This is a genomic window from Flindersiella endophytica, from assembly GCF_054779015.1.
In genome coordinates this window covers 78,851-95,510 of sequence record NZ_BAAGYY010000044.1, presented here as the reverse complement: position 1 = coordinate 95,510, position 16,660 = coordinate 78,851, and the positions used below count along the sequence as shown (strand labels likewise).

The following is a 16,660-nucleotide window of genomic DNA, read 5'->3' as shown; positions in this document are numbered from 1 at the left end:
GTCAAGTGTCCCACCGGGGCCTCCCGTGCCAGCCGAAATTCGACTTTCTTCGAGCCAGGTGTCAGTGGTCTAGACCACGGCGCGGGAGAATGATGGAGAGCCTGGAACTCAGGAGTCGCACCGAAGCCTCTTGAATTCCGGTGGTGGTCTGTAACACGAGAGACACCGAGAGAGAACTGTGCGGTGTGGGAGACCCCCACATCATGCGAAGAGAGGGATCGCCGTGGCTTCTGGAGCAGAGCGTAGGCCCGTCATCACAGACGGCCTCCCGACCCAGCTCCCGGACATCGATCCAGACGAAACCCGTGAATGGATCGAATCCCTGGATGCTGTGCTCGACCAGCGTGGCCAGGAACGTGCCCGTTACCTGATGCTTCGCCTGCTCGAACGCGCGCGCGAAAAGCAGGTCGGCGTGCCTGCCCTGCGGAGCACCGACTACATCAACACCATCCCCCCGGAGAAGGAGCCGTGGTTCCCCGGCGACGAGCACATCGAGCGCCGGATCCGCGCCTACATCAGGTGGAACGCCGCGATCATGGTGTCGCGCGCCAACCGCAAGGGCCTCGAGGTCGGCGGGCACATCGCCACGTACCAGTCGGCGGCGAGCCTCTACGAAGTCGGCTTCAACCACTTCTTCCGCGGCAAGAACCACCCTGGTGGCGGAGACCAGATCTTCATCCAGGGCCACGCCTCCCCCGGCATCTACGCCCGGGCGTTCCTGGAGGGCCGGCTCACCGAGGACCACCTGAACGCGTTCCGCCAGGAGGTCTCGCACGGTGCGCACAACGGCCTGTCGAGCTACCCTCACCCGCGGCTCATGCCGGAGTTCTGGGAGTTCCCGACGGTCTCGATGGGCCTCACGGCGATCAACTCGATCTACCAGGCCCGGTTCAACCGCTACCTCCACAACCGCGGCATCAAGGACACCTCCGAGCAGCACGTCTGGGCGTTCCTCGGCGACGGCGAGATGGGCGAGCCGGAGTCGCTCGGCGCGATCGGCGTCGCGTCCCGTGAGGAGCTCGACAACCTCACGTTCGTGATCAACTGCAACCTCCAGCAGCTCGACGGTCCGGTCCGCGGCAACGGCAAGGTCATCCAGGAGCTGGAGGCCTACTTCCGGGGCGCCGGCTGGAACGTCATCAAGGTGGTCTGGGGCCGCGACTGGGACCCGCTGCTGGCGCAGGACGGCGACGGCGTGCTGGTCAACAAGATGAACACCACGGTCGACGGCCAGTTCCAGACCTACGCCGTCGAGACCGGCGGCTACATCCGCGAAAACTTCTTCGGCGGTGACGTACGCCTGCGCAAGATGGTCGAGAAGCTCACCGACGACGACCTGCGGCACCTGTCGCGCGGTGGCCACGACTACCGCAAGGTCTATGCCGCGTTCAAGGCCGCCACCGAGCACGTCGGCCAGCCGACGGTGATCCTCGCCCAGACCATCAAGGGCTGGACCATCGAGGCGCTCGAGGCGCGCAACGCGACGCACCAGATGAAGAAGCTCACCAAGGACGACGTCAAGAAGTTCCGCGACCGGCTCTACCTCCCGATCACCGACCAGGAGATCGACAGCAACGAGCTGCCGCCCTACTACCGCCCGCCGGCCGACTCCGAAGAGATGGAGTACATGCTGGAGCGGCGGCGCCAGCTCGGTGGGTCGATCCCGGAGCGCCGCGTCCACCCGGTCCAGCTCAAGCTGCCCGACGACTCGATGTACGCCGAGCTGAAGAAGGGCTCCGGCAAGCAGAAGATCGCCACCACGATGGCGTTCGTCCGGCTGCTGAAGGACCTCATGCGCGACAAGGAGATCGGCGCGCGGTTCGTGCCGATCGCGCCGGACGAGTTCCGTACGTTCGGCATGGACTCCATGTTCTCCACGGCGAAGATCTACGACCCGCACGGTCAGGTCTACGAAGGCGTCGACCGCAAGCTGCTACTGGCCTACAAGCAGTCCGAGGTCGGACAGCTCCTGCACGAAGGCATCAGCGAGGCCGGTGCGATGGGCTCGGTGATCGCGGCCGGCACGTCGTACGCCACGCAGGGCGAACCGATGATCCCGGTCTACATCTTCTATTCCATGTTCGGGTTCCAGCGCACTGGCGACTTCATGTGGGCGTTCGGAGACCAGCTGGGCAAGGGGTTCCTGATCGGCGCGACCGCCGGGCGGACAACGCTGACCGGCGAGGGCCTGCAGCACGCCGACGGGCACTCCCAGCTGCTGGCGTCCACCAACCCGGCCGCGGTGGCCTACGACCCGGCGTTCGCGTTCGAGGTCGCGCACATCGTCAAGGACGCCTTGCGCCGGATGTACGGCTCGACCGACGAGCACCCCAACGGCGAGAACATCTTCTACTACCTCACCGTCTACAACGAGCCGATCGCGCAGCCGGTCGAGCCGGAGGGTGTCGACGTCGAGGGCATCGTGCGCGGGCTGCACCTCTACTCGCCGTACCAAGGCGCCGACGAGAAGACGCCGCGGGCGCAGCTGCTCGCGTCGGGCGTCGGCGTGCCGTGGGCGCTCGAAGCTCAGCGCATGCTGGCCGAGGAGTGGGGCGTCGCGGCCGACGTCTGGTCGGTGACGTCGTGGAACGAGCTGCGGCGGGACGCGGTGGCGTGCGAGCAGCACAACCTCCGCAACGCCGGCTCGGAGCCTCGCGTTCCGTACATCACGTCGAAGCTTTCGGGCGTACCCGGCCCGGTGATCGCCGTCTCCGACTGGATGCGTGCGGTGCCCGACCAGATCGCGCGCTGGGTGCCCGGCGACTACAGCTCGCTCGGCACCGACGGCTGGGGCTTGGCCGACACGCGACCGGCGGCGCGGCGGTTCTTCAACGTCGACGCGCCCTCCGTGGTCGTGGCGACGCTGGCCGAGCTCGCGCGACGCGGTGAGGTGAAGCCGGAGCACGTCCGGGAGGCGGCCGACCGCTATCAGATCACCGACCCGACAGCCGTACGCCACATCAAGCAGGAAGGCGGCGACGCCTGAGCGGTCAGCTCAGCTTCTCCACCGTCTGGGCGATTCGACGCGCGCGGGTCTCGGGGCGTTTGGCCTCCGAGACCCACGTGGCGTACTCCCGCTGGTGGCTGTAGGACAGCTGGTCCCACTTCTCGCGTACGGGCCGCAGGGCCTCGGCCAGGTCCTCGGGCAGCTCGACGAGACGTGGAGCCGTGTCCTCGGCGATCGTGACGGTCACGGTGTCGCCGGCCTGGACGCCGGCGGCCTTGGCGTTCTGCGCGTTGACCGGCAGGAGATAGTCGCCGCTGTAGACCGCGACCGTCGAGCGGTAGGTGTGGTCGTTGATCGTGACGAGCACCTTGGGCTTCGCCTTGCCGAAAAGCGCCTTGACGTCGAACGGAAGCTGGATGAAGGCACCCGACCTCGACGCGTCCGATCGTCCCAGGGTGACCTCGAAACTCATGGGCTCCATCTGCGAAAGGATAAGCGGCTATGGAGATCGACCTGATCACCCGGCGCGAAGCCGACCCGTCACGGGTGGCCGTCATCCTGCCGGGCGCCGGCTACTTCCCCGCGCTACCGCTGCTGCACTACACCGGCCGTGTGCTGAACGAGCTCGGCTGGACGATCCACGAGGTGTGGTGGGACGTCCGCACCATGTCCGACAGCGACGACCGGCAGTCGTGGGTGTGCGACCAGGCCGTGCGGGCGATCGAGGCCGAACCGCAGGCCGAGCGCGTGTTGCTGGTCGGCAAGTCGCTTGGCAGCTTGGCACTCCGGCTCGCGGCCGAACGCCAGTTGCCCGGCGTCTGGCTCACTCCCCTGCTCACCGAGCCGACGGTTCGCCAGGCCCTGCAGGCGATCGAGGCACCGACCCTGCTCGTCGGAGGCACCGGCGACCGGGTGTGGGACAGCGACTTCGCCCAGGCCTGCGGCCACACGGTCCACGAGGTGCCGGGTGCCGACCACGCGATGGAGGTGTCAGCCGGCATCGGTGACTCGGCCCGCGTCCACGCCGACGTGGCCGACGCGGTGGACGCGTTCGCGCGCAAGCTCGGCTGAGTCGGTCTCAGCGACCGCTCGCCCGCTGGATGATGTAGGTCGCGCCGTTGGAGGCGCGCAGCCAGTTGCGCTCGAACTGATCGCGGCGGTAGACCCGGCGTACCTCGGCGTTCGACGCCGCGGCGGGGTCGGCCACGATCACGTCGCCGGCGGCGGTGAGGCCGATCGCCACCATCAGGTGGCCCGCGCTGCTCGGGATCGCGGCGCCGTCGAGGTCGTTGCCGGTGTCGGCGTCGGTGTTGTTCCAGTTGATCGAGATGATCACGGGCACACCGTCGCGGAGCCAACGCTCCACCTCGCGCAGCGTGGAGTACTCCCGTACGGAGGCGTCCAGGCCGTACGACGCGGCGTACGCCGTGTTGAACGGCCAGTTGCCCGCGCCACCGCGCCCGAAGTCCCACACGTGCAGCGCCGCCCAGTCGACCTGGCCGTCCTTGCGGCCGTTGCGCTCGAACACCTTGTCCTTCGGCAGGCCGGCGAGGTCGCCGGCACTCGGACCGGCGCCCCAGTACGCCAGCACCATCGCGGTCGAGGTCGGGCTGCACCAGACCTCGCCACCGCCGCCGTACTTCGGGTACTCGCCGGCGTGCGTCATCTGGGAGTAGGCCGGCACGTCGAGCTCGACGGCCTTCGCCGAGATCGGCGCACTGGTCGGCGGCAGCGAGCCCGGCGCCGACGACGTGGACGCGACCTGCCGGAGTGTCGGCGCGTGTGCGCCATCACCGTGCAGCGTCGCCCGCAGCCGGTACGCGACCGGGGCGCCGCCGGGCGCGGTGTCGTACGAACGGAACGTGTCCCAGATGATCCGCCCGACCGCGTCGGCCTGCGTGCCGATCGTCTCGCGCTCTATCTCCGTGGTGTCGAACGCCCAGTTGGCCATGGTGTACCAGTGGCTCTCGGTGGTGGGCGTGCGCACCTGCAGGTCGAGGCCGAGCCAGGATGCGCCCGGTGTGTCGGCCTGCCAGGACGGCACGGTCTCGGTGAACGGCGCGGGCGTGGTCAGCCAGGGCGAGGTCCAGGTGCCTTCGGCCGCGCCGGCTGAGAGCGTCAGAGCTCCGTCACCGACGCTCGCCGACACCACGGTCGAGCTGGACGTGCCGGAGGCGAAGTCGGCAGGACTGGTCCAGGCGGTGAAGTCGGTGGGCCAGGCGCCTGGTTCGGCCCTGGGTGCGGCCGCGAGACCACCGCCGGCAGCGGGCTTGGGACCGGGGAACGCGAGAGCGCCGAGGAGCAGGACGGCCAGGCTCCAGTTCACTGCCTACCTCCGAGACCAGCAGCAGACCTTGTGAGTTTCTGCTCCGAGCACAATGCATCACGAAGGTTGTTGTCAAGAATTCTTGCAGGCAGGAACCCTCAGCCGGCCAGCGTCGCGAGGTGGTCGATGTAGTCGTCCCAGTCGACGACCGGCAGCAGCACACGCTTGGGCTCCTTGTGCCGGCAGACCATCGCGCGTCCGGCCAGGCTCTCGTCGAGCACCAGTCGCAGCACGGCGTCGGCGATCTCCTCGGGCGGGATCGCGGGCGGAAGCGTTGCCAGCTGGTCCGCAGGCATGCTCGCCCGATCGCGTCGCGAGGAAGGTGTGTCGACCAGGTCGGGGCACACGCAGGTGACCCGGATGCCCGCGCTCTCCCGCAGCGGCGCCAGGCAGGCGGTGAGCCGCACGATGCCGGCCTTGGAGACGGCGTACTCGGGTGACGGGTGCGCCGCGTGCCCCACCCCCGCGACCGAGGAGACGTTGACGATCGCGCCGCCGCGGTCGGCCAGGTCCTCGATCGCGAGCTGGGTCGCCAGCATCACCGCGCGCAGGTTGAGGTCGAGCGCGGCGAGCCAGTGGCCGGCGCTCGCCTCGGGGTAGGTCGGCCGGCTGAACCCGCCCGCGTTGTTGACCAGCACGTCGACCGGCCCCCATCGGCTGTGAACGGCCTCGAACATCGCGTGAACGCCGGGCAGCGAGCCGGCGTCGGCCTCCAGGAACGCGCAGCCCAGCCGCCGCGCGGTCGCCTGCCCGGACTCGACATCGCGGTCGGCGATCACGACACCGGCCCGCGCCCGCACCAGCGCCTCGGCCACCGCCGCGCCAATGCCGGCGGCGCCACCGGTGACCAGGGCGGTGCGTCCGTTCAGGTCACGTGCGTTACCCAATGCTTCGTTCATCACTCTGTCTTATCGCCGCCCACCGACACTCGGATAAGATCCAGCGGCAGCTTCGGAAGAACCTCGAGAGCAGGGACGCGTTGGCCAAGTTCGGTAAGGCGGCGAAAGCCGGCGGCGGATTCCTGAAGAAGATGCTCGGCGACCTCATCCGGCCGGCCAGGAAGCGGATGGGCCGCACCGCCAAGAACGTCGCCGAGAACGCCGGCGACGCGGCGAAGAAGACCGGCATCCCGCCCGCGCTGCGGCGAGCCGACGACGATCTGCTTCCGGGCAAGAGCCTCGAGCCGCACTACAAGGGCGAGCACAACCCCGCCGATCCCAGCCGGTGGTGTGCGCCGAAGACCGTACGCAAGATGGACGCCGACGAGCTCGAGGCCCATCGGCTGTTCGTACGCGACGGCAAGCTCTACAGGGCTTCCGACGGCACGCCGTTCGACACCAGCGCGGCCAGCACCGCCCACTCCGGCGGCGGCCGGGCCATGTTCGTCATGGACCAGCACGGCAACCTCTACGCCTCCAACAAGCAGATCGTCCACGAGCTGCATCACTCGAGCTTCCTCGGCGGCGCCGACGTCGCAGGAGCCGGAGAGGTCCGGGTCACCAACGGCACGCTGGATGAGATGACCCGGAAGAGCGGCCACTACCGGCCCACCGAGGCGCACAACGACAGGGTCATCGACGAGCTCGGCCGGCAGGGTCTTCCGACCGGCACCGTCAACAGAGGAGCAGGATTTTGAGCGCGGCAACCGAATGGCGCGGCCTGGTGAACGCCGCCCTCTACGGCATCGACCTGAGCGGACCGGTCGCCGACGCCGAGGTGAGCCGCCGGGCCGGCGAGCTGATCCAGCAGCAGATGTTCACCGAGCCGGTCGACGACTACTACCAGGCAGCGTCGGCGGCGCTCGCGGCCGGCGAGCAGATCGGCTTCGAGGCCGGTGAGCAGGCCGCTGCCCGCGACTTCCTGACTCGTCTGGTCGCCGAGCTCGACGCCCGCCGGCCGTGGCCGGTGCCACCGTTCCAGGCGATCGGCTCGGCGGAGTGGCCGGCTCTGAAGGAGCAGCCGGTCGTCGCCCGCCTGACGCTCTCGCGGATGCAGGTGGAGGAACGGCTGTCCCGGCTCTTCGACAAGCAGCCGCCCGACGGCACGTCGTGGCCGATCCTGCTGCTGCGGCTGCGTACCGGCGAGACGGTCGCACTGCAGGCTCCCGGCGGCTACACCGAGCCCGGCGTCGCGATCCGGGCGGGCACCACCGCGCCCAAGGAGCTGCTGGCGTCGTTCGCGCAGCTCACCGGTATCCGCGGCGAGGAGATCAACCCGGCCTGACCGGCAGCCGCCGGGCTCAGACCGGCAGCGGGTGCTCGCGGGTGTTGATGATCCGCTCCGGCGGGATCCCGGCCTCCTCGGCCCGCGCACAGCCGTAGCCCTGCCACTCCAGCTGTCCCGGCGCGTGCGCGTCGGTGTCGACCGAGAACGCGCAGCCCATCTCGAACGCCAGCGCCAGCAAGCGCTTCGGCGGGTCGAGCCGCTCCGGCCGGGAGTTGATCTCGACCGCCACGTCGAACTGCCGGCACGCCTCGAACACGATCTCCGCGTCGAACTCCGACTCGCCCCGCAGCCCGCGCTCCCCCGTGATCAGCCGGCCCGTGCAGTGCCCCAGCACGTCCATGTGCGGGTTCGCGATCGCGGCGACCATCCGGGGCGTCATGTCCTTGGCCGGCATCCTCAGCTTCGAGTGCACGCTGGCCACCACGACGTCCAACTGGCCCAGCAGCTCCTCCTCCTGGTCCAGCGAACCGTCCTCGAGAATGTCGACCTCGATGCCGGTCAGGATCCGGAACGGCTCGCCATATTCATTTGGAAGGGCGTCGTTCAGCCGTGCCACCACGTCGAGCTGCCTGCGCAGCCGCTCGGCCGTCAGCCCGCGCGCGACCGTGAGCCGCGGCGAGTGGTCGGTGAGCGCCATGTAGGAGTGCCCGAGCGCGATCGCCGCCTGCGCCATGTCGCGGATCGGCGACCCGCCGTCGGACCACTCCGAGTGCAGGTGCAGGTCGCCGCGGAGTGCCGCCCGCAACGAAGAACCGCCACCGAACGGCAACGGCTCGGCGGCCGCCTCGAGCTCCGCGAGCTTGTCGGAGACCTGGCCGGCCGCCGCCTGCTTGATCACCTTGCCGGTCGAAGGGCCGATACCGGCCAGTTCGGTGACGGTGCCGGTCGCGATCCGGCGTTCCAGCTCGCCGTCGGGCAACGCACGCAGCGTCGCCGCCGCCTTGCGGTAGGCCGTGGTCCGGCGCGACTCCGAACGTACGCGCTCCATCAGGTAGGCGATTCGCTTCAGTTGCTCGATCGGCCCGGCGACTTCGGTGGAGGACATAGACATAGCTTGCCCGGTTGAGTAGACGTGTGGGCACGGCGTGCCAGACTGCCAGAGTGTCGAATTCCAACAGCCGGGACACCATCCGTGCAGATACGGCGGCGCATCTGGAGCGGGCCAGTGGCACGCTAGCCGCCGCGACGATCGCCCGGATGGGTGAGCGGCTGTCATGGTTCCGCACGATGAGTCCTCAGGACCGCTCCTGGATCGGGTTGGTGGCCCAGACCGGTATCGCCGCGTTCATCGCGTGGTTTCGCGAGCCGGGCGACGATCCCGCGGTCACCGCCGACGTGCTCGGCACCGCGCCGCGCGAGCTGACCCGGAAGGTCACGCTGCACCAGACCGTCGAACTGGTCCGGATCTGTATCGAGGTCGTCGAGGAGAAGATCCACGAGATCGTGCCGGAGAACCGCGTGCCGATGGTGCGCGAGGCGGTCCTGCTCTACTCCCGTGAGCTGGCGTTCGGCGCGGCCGAGGTCTACGCCCGGGCTGCCGAGGTTCGCGGCGCCTGGGACGCCCGGCTGGAGGCGCTGATCGTCGACTCCGTGCTGCGTGCCGAGGCCGACGAAGCCGTGCGTTCCAGGGCCGCCGCGCTCGGCTGGATGGAGTCGGCCGGTGTGCTGGTCGTGGCCGGGCGGTCGCCCGACGGCGACACCGAGTCGAAGGTCCACATGCTGCGCCGCGACGCCCGGCACGCCAAGCTCGACGTGCTGACCGGCGTCCAGGGCGACCGGCTGATCGCGATCCTCGGCGGCGTCGCGCTGCCCGACGGCGGCACGACCCAGCCCGGTGTCGTACGCCAGACCCCGCAGGCCGCGGCGACCACCGTCGCGCCGCACTTCGGGCCGGGCCCGGTGGTCTACGGGCAGGTCGTGCCCGACCTGTTCGCCGCGTCCGAGAGCGCCCGGGCCGCGGTGGCCGGCCTGCGCGCGGCACCGGCCTGGCTGGACGCTCCGCGCCCGGTCGCCGCCGACGAGCTGCTGCCCGAACGCGCCCTCTCCGGCGACGGGCACGCCCGCCGCCAGCTGGTCGCCGACCTCTACGGACCGCTCGCCGAGAGCGGGCCGGTGCTGCTCGAGACGCTCGGCGCGTTCTTCGAGACCGGCAGCTCGGTGGAAGCCACCGCCCGGCTACTGTTCGTCCACGCGAACACCGTGCGTTACAGGCTGCGGCGGATCACCGACCTCACCGGTTACTCCCCGTCCGACCCGCGGCAGGCCTACACGTTGCGGCTCGCCCTGACACTGGGACGTCTCCGCGCATAGAACCCGAACCCGTCGAACTAGGCCGCGCCTCCCAAATATCGCCTGACTCGCGACGCCCCGCATCCACGCTGACGGCACCGCGGCGCCTCGCGAGTATGCCCGACACGGTGCCTATTGCCATCCCCCGCGGCACCGTCAGCGCGGCGCGGATGCGCCGCGAGCTTAACCAGCGCTATTTGGGAGACACGACCTGCCACTTTGTAGGGTTCCTACAGCGATCTCCGGCGAAGATTCGTGCCGATACCGCCGTCCCTCTGAGCCGTTCACCAGTCATGGTTGAAGACGTGCTCGTCATCGTCGCGCCCGGACAGGGGGCGCAAACTCCTGGTTTCCTCGCTCCGTGGTTGGAGGATCCGACCTTCGCCGACCGGATGCACTGGTTGTCCGCCGTCTGCGACCTCGATCTGATCCACTACGGCACCAAGGCCGATGCCGAGACCATCCGCGACACCGCGATCGCGCAGCCGCTGCTGGTCGCGGCGGGGCTGGTCGCCGCGGTCACACTGTTCCCGCGTCCCGCTGTCGACGCGTTCCGCAAGATCGACCTGGTCGCAGGCCACAGCGTCGGTGAGGTCACGGCGGCTGCGGGCGCCGGCGTGATCACCGCCGAGCAGGCGATGGTCTTCGTCCGCGAGCGCGGCAAGATCATGGCCGAGGTCGCCAAGCAGAGCCCGACCGGCATGACCGCGGTGCTGGGCGGCGACCCCGAAGAGGTGCTCGCGCTCATCGAGCAGCACAACCTGGTCCCGGCCAACAACAACGGCCCCGGCCAGATCGTCGCCGCCGGTGCGCTGGACGACCTCGCGCGATTCGCCGCCGAGCCGCCGGCGAAGACCCGCGTGGTCCCGCTGCAGGTGGCGGGCGCGTTCCACACGCACTACGTCGCGCACGCCGTCGACCACCTCGGCCGCTACGCCCGATCGATCTCCACCCACGACCCGCGCACCCGGCTGCTGTCCAACCGCGACGGCCAGGTCGTGACCAGTGGCCGCGACGTGCTGGGGCGGATCGTCACCCAGGTCAGCTCGCCCGTGCGCTGGGACCTCTGCATGGAGACGATGCGGGAGCTCGGCGTGACCGGCCTGCTCGAGGTGCCGCCCGCCGGCACGCTCACCGGCATCGCCCGGCGCGCCCTGCGCGGAGTTGAGACGTTCGCACTGAAGACACCAGACCAGCTCGACGCGGCCCGCGAGTTCGTCGAGAAGCACGGCCAGGGCGAGCACAGCCGGCCGGACAGCGAGAGCACCCCGGCGGGACGCCTGCTGGTCTCGCCGATCAAGGGCGTGTTCTCGTTCGGCGAGGTACGGCCGCAGACCGGCAACGAGCTCGCACCCGGAACGGTCGTCGGCGCGGTGGTCAGCCGCCGCGACGAGCACCCGATCCTCGCACCACACGGCGGCAAGGTCGTCGAGTGGCTGGTCGCCGACGGCGACCCGGTTTCGCCTGGGCAGCCGTTGGTCCGGCTCAACCCAGTGGTCAGCCCGGCGTGACGACAGATAGGAGCGGTATGACGTTGGCGACACCGCACGCACGCATTCTGGGGATTGGCGCCTACCGTCCCGCGAGGGTCGTGACCAACGAGGAGATCTGCACCTACATCGACTCCTCCGACGAGTGGATCCGTACCCGTTCCGGCATCCAGACCAGGCGCTGGGCCGGCGACGAGGAAACCCTGCAGGCGATGGCGGCCGCGGCTTCCAGCAAGGCGCTCGCCGATGCCGGCGTGTCGCCGGACCAGATCGGCACGGTGCTGCTGGCTAGCGTGTCGCACCTCCTCCAGACGCCGGCGCTCGCTCCGGCCGTCGCCACCGACATCGGCGCGGGCGGAGCGGCCGCGCTCGACATCAACGCCGGGTGCGCCGCGTTCTGCTACGGCCTGGAGCTCGCGCGCAGCATGGTGGTCGGCGGTACGCCGGGCTACGTCCTGGTCGTCGGGGTGGAGCGGCTGTCCGACCTCACCGACCTGTCCGATCGTTCGACCGCGTTCCTGTTCGGCGACGGAGCGGGTGCGGCGGTGGTCGGCCCGTCCGACGAGCCCGGCATCAGCCCCATCGTCTGGGGATCCGACGGTTCGCAGCTCGGCATGATCACCCAGCGGACCGGCTGGCGCGAGGCGGTCGACGCGAGCTCGTTCCCGCACCTCACGATGCAGGGCAACCAGGTGTTCCGGTGGGCTTCGTACGAAGTCGCCAAGGTCGCCCGCGAGGCGATCGACCGGGCCGGGATCGCGCCGGAGGACCTGGACGCCTTCATCCCGCACCAGGCCAACATGCGCATCACCGACGCGATGGCGCGTTCGCTGAAGCTGCCGGAGCAGGTGGCGATCGCCCGCGACATCGCAGACCAGGGCAACACGTCCGCGGCGTCGATCCCGCTCGCGATGGAGCGCATGCTGGGAAGCGGCGAGATCACCAGCGGCGGCAGGGCGCTGCTGGTCGGCTTCGGCGCGGGACTGGCGTACGCCGCGCAGGTCGTGCGGATTCCCTGAACATTTGACAGCACAGTACAGATGTCCCGCCCTTCGACGAGTCGGGCGCGGTGCCCCGGTAGAAATCACGTAAAAGGAGCAATTGAGCATGGCTACAACTGAGGAGATCCGCAGCGGACTCGCCGACATCGTGAACGAGGTCGCGGGTATCCCCACTGAGGACATCCAGCTGGAGAAGTCCTTCACCGACGACCTCGACGTCGACTCGCTGTCGATGGTCGAGGTGGTCGTCGCCGCCGAGGAGAAGTTCGACGTGAAGATCCCGGACGACGAAGTGAAGAACCTCAAGACCGTCGGAGACGCGGTCGCCTACATCGAGCGGGCCCAGGCATAGGGCCAGCCAGACAGAAGGCCCACGTCGAGGCCGGCCGCGTGCCGAGGGGTGCACGCGGTCGTCCCGGCCCCGACCGGCCCGACCCGGCTGAACCGCGCAAGGCGAAGAAGGAGATCTGCGATGAGCACCAAGGTTGTCGTCACTGGACTCGGGGCCACTACCCCGCTCGGAGGCGACGTGCCTTCCACCTGGGAAGGCCTGCTGTCCGGGAGATCCGCGGGCCAGCAGCTGACCGGGGAGCAGTACGCCGAGATGCCCAGTCGTCTCGGCGCGCCCGCCGCTGTCGACCCCTTGGAACTGCTTTCCCGGGTCGAGGCGCGCCGGATGGACCGCTACGAGCAGTTCGCCATGGTCGCCACGAGGGAGGCCTGGAAGGACGCCGGGCTGGTCGACGCCGGCGTTCCCGGTGAGCGGATCGCCGTCTCGATCGCCTCCGGCATCGGCGGCATCGCTTCGACGATCAACATGTACGACACGCTGAACACCAAGGGGCCGCGGCACGTCAGCCCGTTCATGATCCCGATGATCATGCCGAACGGTGGCGCGGCGTGGGTCGGACTGGAGGTCGGCGCGAAGGCCGCCGTCCAGACGCCCGTCGCGGCCTGCGCGTCCGGCAACGAGGCGATCCGGCACGGCGTCGACCTGATCCGTACCGGAAAGGCCGATGTCGCGGTCGTCGGTGGCGCCGAGGCAGCGATTCTTCCGCTCGTGGTCGCCGCCTTCGGCGCGATGAAGGCGCTGAGCCGGCGAAACGACGAGCCGGAGCGGGCGTCCCGGCCGTTCGACAAGGCGCGCGACGGTTTCCTGCTCGGCGAGGGCGGCGCCGTCATGATCCTCGAGTCGGCGGAGCACGCTGAACGCCGCGGTGCCAGGGTCTACGCCGAGGTCGCCGGCGTCGGTGTGTCGTCTGACGGGCACCACATCGTCCAGCCCGACCCGACCGGTTCGGGCAACGCCACCGCCATGCGAGAGGCCCTGGCCGACGCTGGTATCCGGCCCGAGCAGCTGAACCACGTCAACGCGCACGCCACGTCGACTCCGGTCGGCGACGTCGCCGAGGCGCTGGGGATCCGGACGCTGCTCGGCGAGGCGGCGTCGAACGTCATCGTGACCGCTCCCAAGGGCGGGCTCGGACACCTGCTCGGCGCCGCCGGCGTCGCGGAGTCGATCGCGACAGTGCTGGCGCTGCACAATCGCGTCGTCCCACCGACCGCCAACCTCGACGACCTCGACGACGAGGTCGGGCTGGACGTCGCCCGCGAGGCGCGGCCCCTGCCCGAAGGCGAGCTGACGGCGATCAACAACTCGTTCGGCTTCGGCGGGCACAACCTCGTGATCGCGTTCCGCTCGGCCTGAGTTCCCCTTCTTTCCCGACCCTTCCGAGGCAGCGGCACCAACCCAGTGCCAGCCCCGCGGCCGGCGCCCGACCAGGCATGCCGGCCAATCACCGGGCGAGGCGAGTCCGCGTTACAAACGCAGGTCGCCTCGCCCGGTTTCTCGTTCGACACACCGGATGAATGCCGCCGTTACGGTCCGCTAGTCTTCGGCTGCGTAGTTGGGCACAGCAGGTTCTGGTTGGCTCGACGCTCGGGAGGCGGCGGATCTGATGCGCGTCGTGGACGTGTATGTCGAAAACAACGCCGGAATGGCGTTCGATGGCTGGTGCGCGGCATGGGTCTATGACCTCGATCTGTGGGGCACCTGCGGACAGGGGCCCGACGAGGCGGCGGCCCTTTCCGACGTACGCAAGCGGATCACCGGCAAGGTCGACCTCAACGTCGTCGAACGGACGGCCTGTCAGCAGACCGGTGACGAGCGGGCGTTCGAGCGCGATCACAGGCCTTGTACGGACGACGAACGCCGGACGACGCTCGCGATTCTCGACTATGTCCGGCCGCAGACGCTCGCGCTCGTGCGGGCGCTGCCGGACGAGGTGCTCGACTGGGAGGACCCCGAGCGCACCCTTCCCTCGTATGCCCGATGGCGCACGATCCGCCAGCTGGCCTGGCACGTCGCCGACACCGAGAGCCGCTACTACCTTCCGGTCGCCGGCCTCGACTCCAAGGACAGGGCTGACGATCTGCTCACCGAGCTGGACGAATCGGCTGCCCACGTACGGAAAACCGTCGAGGCGATGCCGGCCGGCATCGAACGGCGGTCGGACGACGGCGAGTGGACGTCGGTGAAGGTGCTCCGCCGGCTGGCCTGGCACGAACGCGGTGAGGTGGCCGTGATGCACAAGCTCGCCACGGCGGCGCGGCTTGCGTTGAAATCCTGAACGATCCAGTCTTTAAAACAGTCTGAGATCCGTTGGCAAGCTCAGGAAACTCACCTACTCTCCGGTGTGGGTAGCACCGACCACCACGCGAGGGGAGTTGTGCCAGCAATGACCGCTTTGGTGTCCAGGGTGACGTCGCCCGCCGGAGATCCGGCCTGGTTGGCCGAGGACTACGCCACCGTGAAGTCCCTGCTCGACGATCCGCGCCTCGGCCGCTCGCATGCCGAGCCGGAGAAGGCCTCGCGCTACACCGATGCGGCAGTGCTCGGCAGACCGGTCGGCAGTCCGGAGACGGAACACGCAGAGCACCAGGCGATGCGCCGGCTGCTCACGCCGGCGTTCTCCGCGCGGCGGATGGCCAAGCTTCGTTCCCGCGTGCAGGAGCTCGTCGACGACCTGCTCGACCAGATGGCCGCGGCCGGGCCGCCGGTCGACCTGCACGAGATGCTCGCGTTTCCCCTTCCGGCGTTGGTGATCTGCGAGCTGCTCGGCGTGCCGTACGAAGACCGCGACGACTTCCGGCGCTGGTCCGACGACGCCGCCGACATGCGCGACCGCGCCCGTGCCGAGGCCGCCGACGCGCAGCTCAAGGCCTACGCCAGCAAGCTGCTCGACCAGAAGCGCGCCGAGCCGGCGGAGGACGTGCTCACCGACCTCGCCAGGGCGCAGCAGCTGATGCCCGATGTGATGTCGGACGCGCGGGTCGTCCAGCTGGCCGCGGGCCTGCTCTGGGCCGGTCACGAGACGACGGTCTCCGCGATCGACCGTGGTGTCGTGCTGCTGCTCAGGAATCCTCCGCAACTGGCCGCGATCAAGGCCGATCCCGACCTCATCCCGTCGGCGGTCGAGGAGATCATGCGGCTGCCCAACCCCGTGCAGGGACCGCCCGGCCGGCTGGCCCGCTGGGCGACCGCGGACATCGAGGTGGGCGACACGGTCATCCCGAGCGGCGACCTGGTGATCCTCAGCCTCGAGCAGGCCAACCTCACCGAGGCGATGTTCGCCGATGCCCGCACGTTCGACATCACGAGGAAGAACAACGCGCACCTGGGCTTCGGCCACGGTCCGCACTTCTGCATCGGTGCACCGCTCGCCCGGACCGAGCTGCAGACGGTGTTCAGCACGCTGTTCACGAGGTTCCCCGACCTGCGGCTGGCAGTGCCGTTCGACGAGCTGCGGCCGCGCAACTACATGCTCACCGGCGGGCTGCTGGAGCTGCCGGTCACCTGGTAGCGAACCGAGCGCCCGGGCCGGTTACTCCGGCTGCTCCGTGTCCGGGCGCTGGAGCTTGCCCAGCACGCCGTGCATCACCTCGATGAACGCCGCCAGCTTCACCTCGTCGACGTCGCCGAACAGTATGTCTGCCGCGCGCCGGCGTTCGTTCATCATCCACTCCGTCGTCGACTTCCCCTTCCTGGTCAACGTGACAAGCGACGCCCGCCGGTCGGTCGGATGCGGCTTGCGCTCGACCAGTCCGACTCCCTCCAGGTCGTCGACCAGGCCGGTGACGTGCCGCGGCGTGCACCGCAGCAGCTCGCTCAGCTGACGCTGCACCATCGGCCCGCCCGACTCCAGCCGGAACAACACCTCGGCGCGTGATTCGTTCAGCCCGCGCGCTGCCAGCTCCTCAGCCGTCTCCCGCGCCAGCCGGGTGGTCAATCCGAACACGGCATCCAGCGCCTGCAGTGTCGGCGGGCGATTTTCTGTACTAAAATCATTGTGTAGTGAGTTCATGATGTTCTAGTCTCCCA

The 16,660-nt window shown here is 69.4% G+C and carries 16 protein-coding genes; 11 read left to right on the top strand and 5 right to left on the bottom strand.

Features of this window, described 5'->3' with window-relative positions:
* The first annotated feature begins 223 nt into the window (after positions 1 to 223).
* Positions 224 to 2,986 (top strand): pyruvate dehydrogenase (acetyl-transferring), homodimeric type, encoded by a 2,763-nt coding sequence (gene aceE / locus ACYVF6_RS45325; protein WP_460533146.1) that lies wholly within the window; start codon positions 224 to 226, stop codon positions 2,984 to 2,986.
* 4 nt (positions 2,987 to 2,990) lie between these two features.
* Here aceE and ACYVF6_RS45320 read toward each other — a convergent pair whose 3' ends face one another.
* A complete protein-coding gene (locus ACYVF6_RS45320) occupies positions 2,991 to 3,428 on the bottom strand; it encodes a YdeI/OmpD-associated family protein (protein WP_460533143.1) in 438 nt (145 codons plus the stop codon).
* A 20-nt stretch (positions 3,429 to 3,448) separates the two neighbouring features.
* Between ACYVF6_RS45320 and ACYVF6_RS45315 the strand changes: the two genes are divergently transcribed.
* Positions 3,449 to 4,018, top strand: a complete 570-nt coding sequence (locus ACYVF6_RS45315) for an alpha/beta hydrolase (protein ID WP_460533140.1) — start codon at positions 3,449 to 3,451, stop codon at positions 4,016 to 4,018.
* 7 nt (positions 4,019 to 4,025) lie between these two features.
* Here the strand turns inward: ACYVF6_RS45315 and ACYVF6_RS45310 are convergent, their stop codons facing one another.
* Together ACYVF6_RS45310 and ACYVF6_RS45305 are read right to left on the bottom strand one after the other, a co-directional pair.
* Positions 4,026 to 5,273: a cysteine peptidase family C39 domain-containing protein gene (locus ACYVF6_RS45310; protein ID WP_460533138.1), complete on the bottom strand. Its 1,248-nt coding sequence runs from the start codon at positions 5,271 to 5,273 to the stop codon at positions 4,026 to 4,028.
* A gap of 98 nt (positions 5,274 to 5,371) precedes the next feature.
* Positions 5,372 to 6,172, bottom strand: coding sequence for an SDR family NAD(P)-dependent oxidoreductase (locus ACYVF6_RS45305; protein WP_460533135.1), 801 nt, complete (start codon positions 6,170 to 6,172; stop codon positions 5,372 to 5,374).
* Between the two features lie 80 nt (positions 6,173 to 6,252).
* On the opposite strand from ACYVF6_RS45305, the gene ACYVF6_RS45300 reads away from it, so the two are divergent.
* Positions 6,253 to 6,909 (top strand): hypothetical protein, encoded by a 657-nt coding sequence (locus tag ACYVF6_RS45300; protein WP_460533132.1) that lies wholly within the window; start codon positions 6,253 to 6,255, stop codon positions 6,907 to 6,909.
* A complete protein-coding gene (locus ACYVF6_RS45295) occupies positions 6,906 to 7,496 on the top strand; it encodes a hypothetical protein (protein WP_460533129.1) in 591 nt (196 codons plus the stop codon). The genes ACYVF6_RS45300 and ACYVF6_RS45295 overlap by 4 nt, the downstream gene beginning before the upstream one ends.
* Before the next feature lie 16 nt (positions 7,497 to 7,512).
* Here the strand turns inward: ACYVF6_RS45295 and ACYVF6_RS45290 are convergent, their stop codons facing one another.
* A complete protein-coding gene (locus tag ACYVF6_RS45290; protein ID WP_460533127.1) occupies positions 7,513 to 8,544 on the bottom strand; it encodes a PHP domain-containing protein in 1,032 nt (343 codons plus the stop codon).
* A gap of 152 nt (positions 8,545 to 8,696) precedes the next feature.
* Between ACYVF6_RS45290 and ACYVF6_RS45285 the strand changes: the two genes are divergently transcribed.
* The 7 genes from ACYVF6_RS45285 to ACYVF6_RS45255 all read left to right on the top strand — a co-directional run bounded on the left by ACYVF6_RS45285 (position 8,697) and on the right by ACYVF6_RS45255 (position 16,142).
* Positions 8,697 to 9,809, top strand: a complete 1,113-nt coding sequence (locus ACYVF6_RS45285) for a PucR family transcriptional regulator (RefSeq protein ID WP_460533542.1) — start codon at positions 8,697 to 8,699, stop codon at positions 9,807 to 9,809.
* 284 nt (positions 9,810 to 10,093) lie between these two features.
* The gene (locus ACYVF6_RS45280) at positions 10,094 to 11,299 is read left to right on the top strand and encodes an acyltransferase domain-containing protein (RefSeq protein WP_460533123.1); all 1,206 of its coding nucleotides are present in this window, start codon (positions 10,094 to 10,096) and stop codon (positions 11,297 to 11,299) included.
* A 17-nt stretch (positions 11,300 to 11,316) separates the two neighbouring features.
* Positions 11,317 to 12,297 carry a beta-ketoacyl-ACP synthase III gene (locus ACYVF6_RS45275; protein ID WP_460533120.1) on the top strand — a complete coding sequence of 327 codons (981 nt, stop codon included), beginning with the start codon at positions 11,317 to 11,319 and terminating at the stop codon, positions 12,295 to 12,297.
* Between the two features lie 88 nt (positions 12,298 to 12,385).
* On the top strand, positions 12,386 to 12,631 hold the full coding sequence (locus ACYVF6_RS45270; protein WP_460533117.1) for an acyl carrier protein: 246 nt from the start codon (positions 12,386 to 12,388) through the stop codon (positions 12,629 to 12,631).
* Between the two features lie 120 nt (positions 12,632 to 12,751).
* The gene (locus tag ACYVF6_RS45265; protein WP_460533114.1) at positions 12,752 to 13,987 is read left to right on the top strand and encodes a beta-ketoacyl-[acyl-carrier-protein] synthase family protein; all 1,236 of its coding nucleotides are present in this window, start codon (positions 12,752 to 12,754) and stop codon (positions 13,985 to 13,987) included.
* Between the two features lie 259 nt (positions 13,988 to 14,246).
* Positions 14,247 to 14,909 (top strand): DinB family protein, encoded by a 663-nt coding sequence (locus tag ACYVF6_RS45260; protein ID WP_460533111.1) that lies wholly within the window; start codon positions 14,247 to 14,249, stop codon positions 14,907 to 14,909.
* A 108-nt stretch (positions 14,910 to 15,017) separates the two neighbouring features.
* Positions 15,018 to 16,142: a cytochrome P450 gene (locus tag ACYVF6_RS45255; RefSeq protein WP_460533108.1), complete on the top strand. Its 1,125-nt coding sequence runs from the start codon at positions 15,018 to 15,020 to the stop codon at positions 16,140 to 16,142.
* Positions 16,143 to 16,163: 21 nt separating this feature from the next.
* Here ACYVF6_RS45255 and ACYVF6_RS45250 read toward each other — a convergent pair whose 3' ends face one another.
* The gene (locus tag ACYVF6_RS45250; RefSeq protein WP_460533105.1) at positions 16,164 to 16,643 is read right to left on the bottom strand and encodes a MarR family winged helix-turn-helix transcriptional regulator; all 480 of its coding nucleotides are present in this window, start codon (positions 16,641 to 16,643) and stop codon (positions 16,164 to 16,166) included.
* Positions 16,644 to 16,660: the final 17 nt, after the last annotated feature.

What these genes read in the sequence shown, in the direction of transcription:
- ACYVF6_RS45315 (WP_460533140.1), top strand. Translation starts at nt 3,449, where the DNA reads ATGGAGATCGACCTGATCACCCGGCGCGAAGCCGACCCGTCACGGGTG.
- ACYVF6_RS45305 (WP_460533135.1), bottom strand. Translation starts at nt 6,172, where the DNA reads ATGAACGAAGCATTGGGTAACGCACGTGACCTGAACGGACGCACCGCC.
- ACYVF6_RS45250 (WP_460533105.1), bottom strand. Translation starts at nt 16,643, where the DNA reads ATGAACTCACTACACAATGATTTTAGTACAGAAAATCGCCCGCCGACA.
- ACYVF6_RS45275 (WP_460533120.1), top strand. Translation starts at nt 11,317, where the DNA reads ATGACGTTGGCGACACCGCACGCACGCATTCTGGGGATTGGCGCCTAC.
- ACYVF6_RS45255 (WP_460533108.1), top strand. Translation starts at nt 15,018, where the DNA reads ATGACCGCTTTGGTGTCCAGGGTGACGTCGCCCGCCGGAGATCCGGCC.
- ACYVF6_RS45320 (WP_460533143.1), bottom strand. Translation starts at nt 3,428, where the DNA reads ATGGAGCCCATGAGTTTCGAGGTCACCCTGGGACGATCGGACGCGTCG.
- ACYVF6_RS45270 (WP_460533117.1), top strand. Translation starts at nt 12,386, where the DNA reads ATGGCTACAACTGAGGAGATCCGCAGCGGACTCGCCGACATCGTGAAC.
- ACYVF6_RS45285 (WP_460533542.1), top strand. Translation starts at nt 8,697, where the DNA reads ATGGGTGAGCGGCTGTCATGGTTCCGCACGATGAGTCCTCAGGACCGC.
- ACYVF6_RS45290 (WP_460533127.1), bottom strand. Translation starts at nt 8,544, where the DNA reads ATGTCCTCCACCGAAGTCGCCGGGCCGATCGAGCAACTGAAGCGAATC.
- ACYVF6_RS45265 (WP_460533114.1), top strand. Translation starts at nt 12,752, where the DNA reads ATGAGCACCAAGGTTGTCGTCACTGGACTCGGGGCCACTACCCCGCTC.